Annotated in this window: 4 protein-coding genes and 3 pseudogenes; 5 read left to right on the top strand and 2 right to left on the bottom strand. The window is 62.5% G+C overall.

Annotated features, from left to right (window positions below):
- From tnpB to ABID19_RS34090, 3 genes and pseudogenes are all read left to right on the top strand, one after another.
- Positions 1-354: IS66 family insertion sequence element accessory protein TnpB (gene tnpB, locus ABID19_RS34100; protein ID WP_354494842.1), on the top strand; the 354-nt coding region annotated here is incomplete at its 5' end.
- Between the two features lie 30 nt (positions 355-384).
- Entirely contained in the window at positions 385-2,070 is a 1,686-nt protein-coding gene (tnpC, locus tag ABID19_RS34095; RefSeq protein WP_263807286.1) for an IS66 family transposase, read from the top strand.
- A gap of 121 nt (positions 2,071-2,191) precedes the next feature.
- Positions 2,192-2,329 (top strand): annotated as a pseudogene (locus tag ABID19_RS34090) (IS5/IS1182 family transposase); the annotation flags it as partial.
- Positions 2,330-2,451: 122 nt separating this feature from the next.
- Here the strand turns inward: ABID19_RS34090 and ABID19_RS34085 are convergent.
- A complete protein-coding gene (locus ABID19_RS34085; protein ID WP_354494840.1) occupies positions 2,452-3,966 on the bottom strand; it encodes an integrase catalytic domain-containing protein in 1,515 nt (504 codons plus the stop codon).
- Between the two features lie 71 nt (positions 3,967-4,037).
- Positions 4,038-4,217 (bottom strand): hypothetical protein, encoded by a 180-nt coding sequence (locus ABID19_RS34080; RefSeq protein WP_354494838.1) that lies wholly within the window; start codon positions 4,215-4,217, stop codon positions 4,038-4,040.
- 249 nt (positions 4,218-4,466) lie between these two features.
- Here ABID19_RS34080 and istA point away from each other — a divergent pair.
- Both istA and ABID19_RS34065 read left to right on the top strand, forming a co-directional pair.
- Positions 4,467-6,214 (top strand): annotated as a pseudogene (istA, locus tag ABID19_RS34070) (IS21 family transposase).
- Positions 6,192-6,925 (top strand): annotated as a pseudogene (locus ABID19_RS34065) (ATP-binding protein); the annotation flags it as partial. The pseudogenes istA and ABID19_RS34065, both read left to right, overlap by 23 nt.

The following is a 6,925-nucleotide window of genomic DNA, read 5'->3' as shown; positions in this document are numbered from 1 at the left end:
CTGGCCAAGGCGCTGAAGCGCTCCGATGGCGCCAAAGGCGGCCGGCCGCCCTTTGAAGCGGTGATGATGTTCAAGGTCCTGGTTCTGCAGGCGCTGGAGGTCCTCAAACATAATCCCCTTGGGGGCAACCTGTTTTGCTTCAGGGGGAAACGCGGAAATTTGTTGAAGGTCATTTGGCATGATGGCCAAGGAGCATGCCTGTTCACAAAAAGACTCGAGCGCGGCCGATTCATCTGGCCGACAGTTGAGGGTGGAGTTGTGACAGTATCTCCTGCGCAGCTGAGTTATCTATTGTCTGGCATAGACTGGCGCAACGTGGCGTGCAACTCGGGTTGGATAGCATTTTTTTATTGAAAATACAACGGAATTTGATTCAATCGGCGCATGACTTCGAAGCCGGTTGAGCTCCCCTCGGATCTTGCCAGCGCCTACATGGCGCTGCTGGCTGAACGTGAGGCGTTGCAGGCGGAACGGGATATGGCGGTCGCGGATGCTGCCAACTGGCAGGCTGAAGCCGCCAACGCGCAGGCCATGCTGTCCGACACCGAGGCCCGGATTGCGTATCTCGAGCTGCGCATCGAGAAGCTGAAACGCGAACTGTACGGCCAGCGCTCCGAGCGCACGGCGCGGCTGATCGAGCAGTTGGAATTGGAACTCGAAGACCTCGTGACCGCCGCGACCGAGGACGAGCTTGCCGCGCAGGCCGCGGCGGCGAAGACGCAGAAGGTCCGACCGTTTACGCGCAAGCGGCCGGTGCGCAAGCCATGGCCGGATGACATCGAACACGAGCGCGTCGTCATCGACCCTCCAACTGCCTGCGCCTGCTGCGGCGGATTGCGGCTGTCGAAACTGGGTGAGGACGTGACCGAGACGCTGGAAGAGATCCCGCGCCGGTTCAAGCTGATCGCGACGGTGCGCGAAAAGTTCACTTGCCGCGATTGCGAGAAGATCACCCAGCCGCCGGCGCCGTTCCACGCCACGCCGCGCGGCTTCATCGGTCCCCAACTGCTGGCGACAATCCTGTTCGACAAGTTCGGCATGCATGCCCCACTCAACCGCCAGAGCGCGCGCTTCAAGGCCGAGGGCATCGACCTGCCGCTGTCGACGCTGGCCGATCAGGTCGGCCACGGAACCTTCGCCGTCATGCCGCTCTTCCAACTGATCGAGCGCCATGTGCTCGCGGCCGAGCGCCTTCATGGCGACGACACCACCATCCGCATCCTGGCGAAGGGTAAGTGCGCGACTGGACGCATCTGGACCTATACGCGCGACGACCGTCCCTTCGCCGGGCCTGCGCCGCCGGCGGCGATCTACTACGCCTCGAGCGACAGGCGCGGGGAGCATCCTCAGAAACATCTGGCCGGATTCAGCGGCATCCTTCAGTGCGACTGTTACAGTGGCTTTGAGCCGCTGTTCGACCCGCAGCGGAAGCAGCAGCCGATCACGCCGGCATTTTGCTACGCCCATGCGCGACGCGGATTCTTCGAATTGGCCGACATCGCGAAAAAGGCCCGGGATGGCAAGAAGGGCAAACCGATCTCCCCGATCGCGCTGGAGGCGGTCAGACGCCTCGACGCGCTGTTCGAGATCGAGCGCGCCATCAACGGCCGCAGCGCTGACGAGCGGTATGCCGTGCGCCAAGAACAGAGCAAACCACTTCTCGACGACATGCACGCCTGGTTGCTCCGCGAGCGCGATACCCTCTCGCGCTCTTCCGAGGTCCTGAAGCCGATCAATTACATGCTCAGGCGCTGGGCCGACTTCGCCCGCTTCATCGACGACGGCAGGATCTGCCTCAGCAACAACGCGGCCGAAAGAGCGCTGCGTGGCATTGCTCTTGGAAGGCGCAATTGGACCTTCGCCGGTTCCCAGCGCGGCGCAGACCGCGCCGCGGTCATGCTTACCCTCATCACCACGGCACGCCTCAACGACGTCGACCCGAAAGCCTGGCTCGCCGATGTCCTGGCCCACATTGCCGATCTTTCCGCCTCGCGTCTGCACGAATTACTGCCCTGGCATTGGAAGCGCCTGCGTGAAGCAGCCAAGCCCGCCGATCAGCAGGCCGCCTGACCTTCACGCAACGGCATCATAGAGCCCGCCGTGCACGCGCGCGCGTGCCAATCATGCGGCCTTCGTCGGATGCGTACGGAGCACCTCACGCAGGCCGGGCTGTGAAGAACCTGTTCGCCCGTTTGACAAGCACCTCACCAAGGCCGGTTATCTGGCGATGGGTGGGCAGATCGTGGATGCCACGATCGTGGCGGCGCCGAAGCAACGCAATTCCGATGCTGAAAAGGCCGACATCAAGGCAGGAAAGGTGCCGGACGAGTGACAGAAGAAGCCAGCTATAGCGCGGCAATCTGGGAGAGAAGCCGTATTGCCTCACCCTGGAATGCTCCCGAACGATCTTTCCGTTGCCTCACCACAATGTTCCCCTGGGCTGGGATTCGATCAATGCGCGATTAGCTCGATTGCCGACTCCACGTGCATTGGGCCGAACACCATCGCGTGTGCCTTTTCCTTCCGCCAGATCTTCAAGCGCCGCTGCAGCGTGCGCAGAAGCGGATCAGGATATTGTCCCGGCTGCTCCGCCTGCAGACGCACCAGTAATTCGCGGCTCGTCCGCCAAGGCTCTTCGTCGAACCACGCCCGCAACTGGCCTGTGACCTTTACGAGCGGATCCGGTCGGCGACGCCCTCGCTTTTGCCTCGGCTTGGCTCGTGCAGTTGGGCGGACTTCCCCCTCCTTCCAAGCCGTTCGCAGACCCGACAGGAATTGGTCCAGCGCCGGATCGCTCACCAGCGCCGGCGTGCAGGGTTCATCGGCAATGTTGACCAGGCGCTGCTGCGCCGATCGCATCTCCTGCAGCAGCTTTACCGGGTCCAGCCTCGACTGTGTTTGCGCAAGCTTGGCACGAACCGGTTCAGGCGTGCGTGGATCTGCCAGCAGTCGCTGGCAAGGTGTTGCCGCAGGGTGATAGCGCTTGCGCACGCGGGCGCCGTCCCGTTCCTTTCCGGCCAGCTTGAAGGAGGGTTGGAAGAAGTTCACGAACAGCCGAACCGTCGAATAGAGCTGTGCAAGGGCAGCAGCGGCTTCGAGCCCCTCCAGCCGGCGATACCCGACAATGCGTCGTACCACGGCGCCGTTCTTCTGTTCGACGAAGGCCTGGTCATTTTTGCGGTAAGGACGGCAGCGGGTGAACTCGATGCCGGCATCCAGACAGTAGTCGCGTATCGTCTCGTTCAGGAACACGCTGTCATTGTCCGTGTCGAATCCGAGAAGCTGAAATGGCAGGAGCCGCCGTAATACCGTCAGCACCTCGCTCAACAGCTTCTGTTCACGCACCAGCAAGGGCGCGCATTCCGTCCATCCGCTCGCGACGTCGGTAAGACAAAGCGTCTGTATGAAGCTTCCCCGCGTCGTCGGTCCGCTGTGCGCCACCAGGTCGGCCTCGACGAATCCAGGCGGAGGATCCTGCCAATCGGAGAAGGTTCGGATCGGAATGCTGCGCCGCAGCGCGGTGGACGCTGTACTGCGACGGCGTCTCGGCCCACCAGCGATGTCTCGAACCTCGCGAAGGGCGCGGTCGATCGTCGCCGCGCTCATCGCCAATAACCGTGTGCGGATCTCGGCGGTTAGATGCAGATGCCCGTGACGCTCCATCGCCTCCACCAAAATCGGAATCAGCATCTTCAGACGCTTGCCGCAGATGCGGTCCGAAGCTTCCCAGAGCACGATCAGCGCTTCGCGCACCGCGTCGTCATAAACCCGGCGCTCCGGTCGCGGGCCCGAACGCTGCGCCGGTGGTCCATTCCGCAGCAGCCGCATGGCATGCTTGCGATGAAAGCCGCTTACCGCCGCGAATTCATCGAGAATGCGCGACTTCTCTGCCCGATCGCCTCGGGCGTAGCGCTTCGCTACCACCTTCACCAGTTCATCCCGCGTCGCCATGCTTATCCGCCTCATCTGATTTGCTCCCGCCCCAAAACTGCGGGGAGCAAATCAGATGAGGCAACGGCCCAACATCCGGGAGCAGTTCAGGCGATGCAATGCGCGCTCTCACGTTGATTGCCGCGCAGCAGCCAGCCAAGCTGCGCCAGAAGGACCGGACGCACGCTGTCGAAGGCCAAGGCCGATGAGAGGGAAAGACGAAGCAGCGCGATATCGCCGTTCCCGCCTTCGGCTACAAGAACCATGCCTCGATCGATCGCCGGCACGGCTTCATCCGCGGCTGGAACGTCACCGGCGCCCTAAATTTAGGCCTGGGACGGGACGCAGCTTCGCAATGTGCTGGACAAGAACAACACCGGCTCGACGGGGTGCCCCGTGGGTCGGTCAAAATCCCCCGGGTGTGGTCACTTGAAACTCCCCCACCTGATGGTCACCGGCAGCGCTACTGAACAGCGGTAGCCGGTAAGACAGGACGTTTATTTTCATCCCCTTTCATACAGCGAGGGGACCGGGAGTTGAACGTCTTGAAGGCACATCTGCAAAGCACCGTACTAACATTACTTGATCGCAACACCAGCCAGCGCGAGATCCAAAGGCTGACGGGTGTCGATCGCAAGACGATTCGGCGTTACCGAGCGCAGCGGGCTGGTGGGGAGGCAAAATCCCCCGGGGAAGTGACCACCGGCTCGGCAAGCGCGGAGGACCAAATTCCTCCACCCCGACCACCGGCTTTTGGGGTGTCGGGAGCGACGGTCACCAGCACCTGGCCCGCTCAGCCTGCGAACCGCATCGGGCATGGATCGAAGAACAGGTCCGCCTGAAGCGAAATGCGCAGGCGATTTACCAGGACTTGGTCGATCAGTTTGGCTTTCCGTCCAGCTACCAAAGCGTCAAGCGGTTTGTGCGCACGTTGCGACAAAGCGATCCCAAGCAGTTTGATCGTCTTGAGTTCCTCCCCGGCGAGGAGGCTCAGGTCGACTATGGCGAGGGCGCGCTGACGATCGATCCCAAGAGCGGCCGGTACCGTCGTCCCCGCCTGTTCGTGATGACGCTGCGCTATTCGCGGCGCAGCTTCCGGCGGGTGGTCTGGCAATCCAGCCAGCAAGTCTGGGCTCAGCTTCACGAAGAGGCGTTTCGCTATTTTGGCGGGGTGGCCAGCTATGTGGTGCTCGACAACCTGAAGGAAGGCGTCCTCAAGCCCGATCTGTACGAGCCCGAGCTCAATCCGATCTACAGTGCGATGCTGGCTCATTACGGCGTCGTCGCCGATCCGGCCCGCGTGGCGGACCCCAATCGGAAGGGCAGCGTCGAGAATGCGATTCAACATACCCAGGGGACCGCGCTGGCCGGACGGCGTTTCGAGACGCTGGAAGCCCAGAACGAGTTCTTGAGGCACTGGGAGGAGAACTGGGCTTCCAAGCGGATCCACGGCAGCACTCGCCGTCAGGTCGAGGCCATGTTCCAGGAAGAGAAACCACACCTGCGGCCGCTGCCCGTCGCACCCTTCCGCATCTTCACGGAAGTCGTTCGGACCGTCTGCGACGACACCACCGTCCGCGTCGACAGCAGCTATTACGCCGCGCGGCCCGCGGCCATCGGCAGTCAGGTCGTCGTGCGCATCTACACTTCCACGATCGAGATCCGTGATCGCCACACCCATGCGTTGCTGCGGATTCATCCCCGGATGACGCACCCCGGTTCTGTCGTCCTGCCGACCAACGAACGGCCGTTCAATCCGTCGCGGCAAACCGCCGTGCTGCTGGCGAACGCCGGTCGCATCGGCCCACAAACCAAGGCCCTGTGTCAACACATGTTCGATGCCGAGGGACGCCCCGGACAGCGCGCGATGTGGGGCATTGTCGGGCTGAGCCGGAAGTATCCGACACGGCTGGTCGAGCAGGCCTGTGCTCATGCCATCAGCAACCGCATCTACCGTTACAAGCACGTACGCGCGACTGTCGAGCAGCTGTTTGAGCAGGCGCTGCAACAGGTTGAAGAAGCCCCACAGCCGGTATCGCAGCTCACCCAGGATCATCCACTGATCCGCGCCCCCGCCGAATATGGCGACCTCTTCAGCCGTGCTGTGCGACACGATGCCGGCAACAATGGCCGGCAGACCGGGGCTGACGACGACCGCGTCTCTCCACCCCGCGCTCGTGGCGCCTGCGCAACCCCGACCAGCTTCGCCGCCACGAGCGCTCCCGCTACCCCTTCTCACCTCAAACTGGAGACCCAACCCCATGATGACCATACCCGAAATTGAACGCTGCCTGCGACAGCTGCGCCTGTCGGGCGTCCGCGACACGCTGCAGACGCGCGTGCTGCAGGCGCAGGGCGCAAACCAACCCTTCCTCGAGACCTTCTCCCTGATCCTGCAGGACGAACTGGATCGTCGCCAATCCCGCCTTATCGAGCGGCGATATCAGCAATCCGGGCTCGATGAAAAACTGACGCTCGCCGAATTCGACTGGTCCTTCAATCCCAAATTGCCGCGCCAAACTTGCTTCCAGCTCCACACCCTGGCGTTCATTGCCGCCGGCGAGAACGCGATGCTGGTCGGCAAACCGGGCACCGGGAAATCCCACATCGCCAAGGCGATTGCCTATCAGGCGATCCTGCACAGCCACAAGGTCCAGTATCTCGAGACCGATGACTTCTTCCACCGCCACGCTCTGAACGCCCCCGCGCAACGCGAGGCCCGGATGCGAACAATCATCGACTGCGATCTCCTCGTGCTCGACGATCTGTTCCTCGCACGCGCCATCCCCGACGACGCCGGCGCATGGCTGCAGACCCTGATCCATCAGCGCTACAAACTGCGCCGCAGCGTCATCGTCACCTCCAATCGGGTCGTGCAGGACTGGGGGACATATCTGCGAGACCCAAGCAACGCAGGATACCCCTGTTGTTGATCGGTTGGTGTCTCATGTCACGGTAGTTGACCGTGGACATGCGCTGTGTGGACAGCGGTTTG

This window comes from Mesorhizobium robiniae, from assembly GCF_040545535.1.
GTDB classification, from domain to species: Bacteria; Pseudomonadota; Alphaproteobacteria; order Rhizobiales; family Rhizobiaceae; genus Mesorhizobium; species Mesorhizobium robiniae.
The sequence above is the reverse complement of the archived record's forward strand: the minus strand, read 5'-3'. Positions and strand labels throughout refer to the sequence as shown.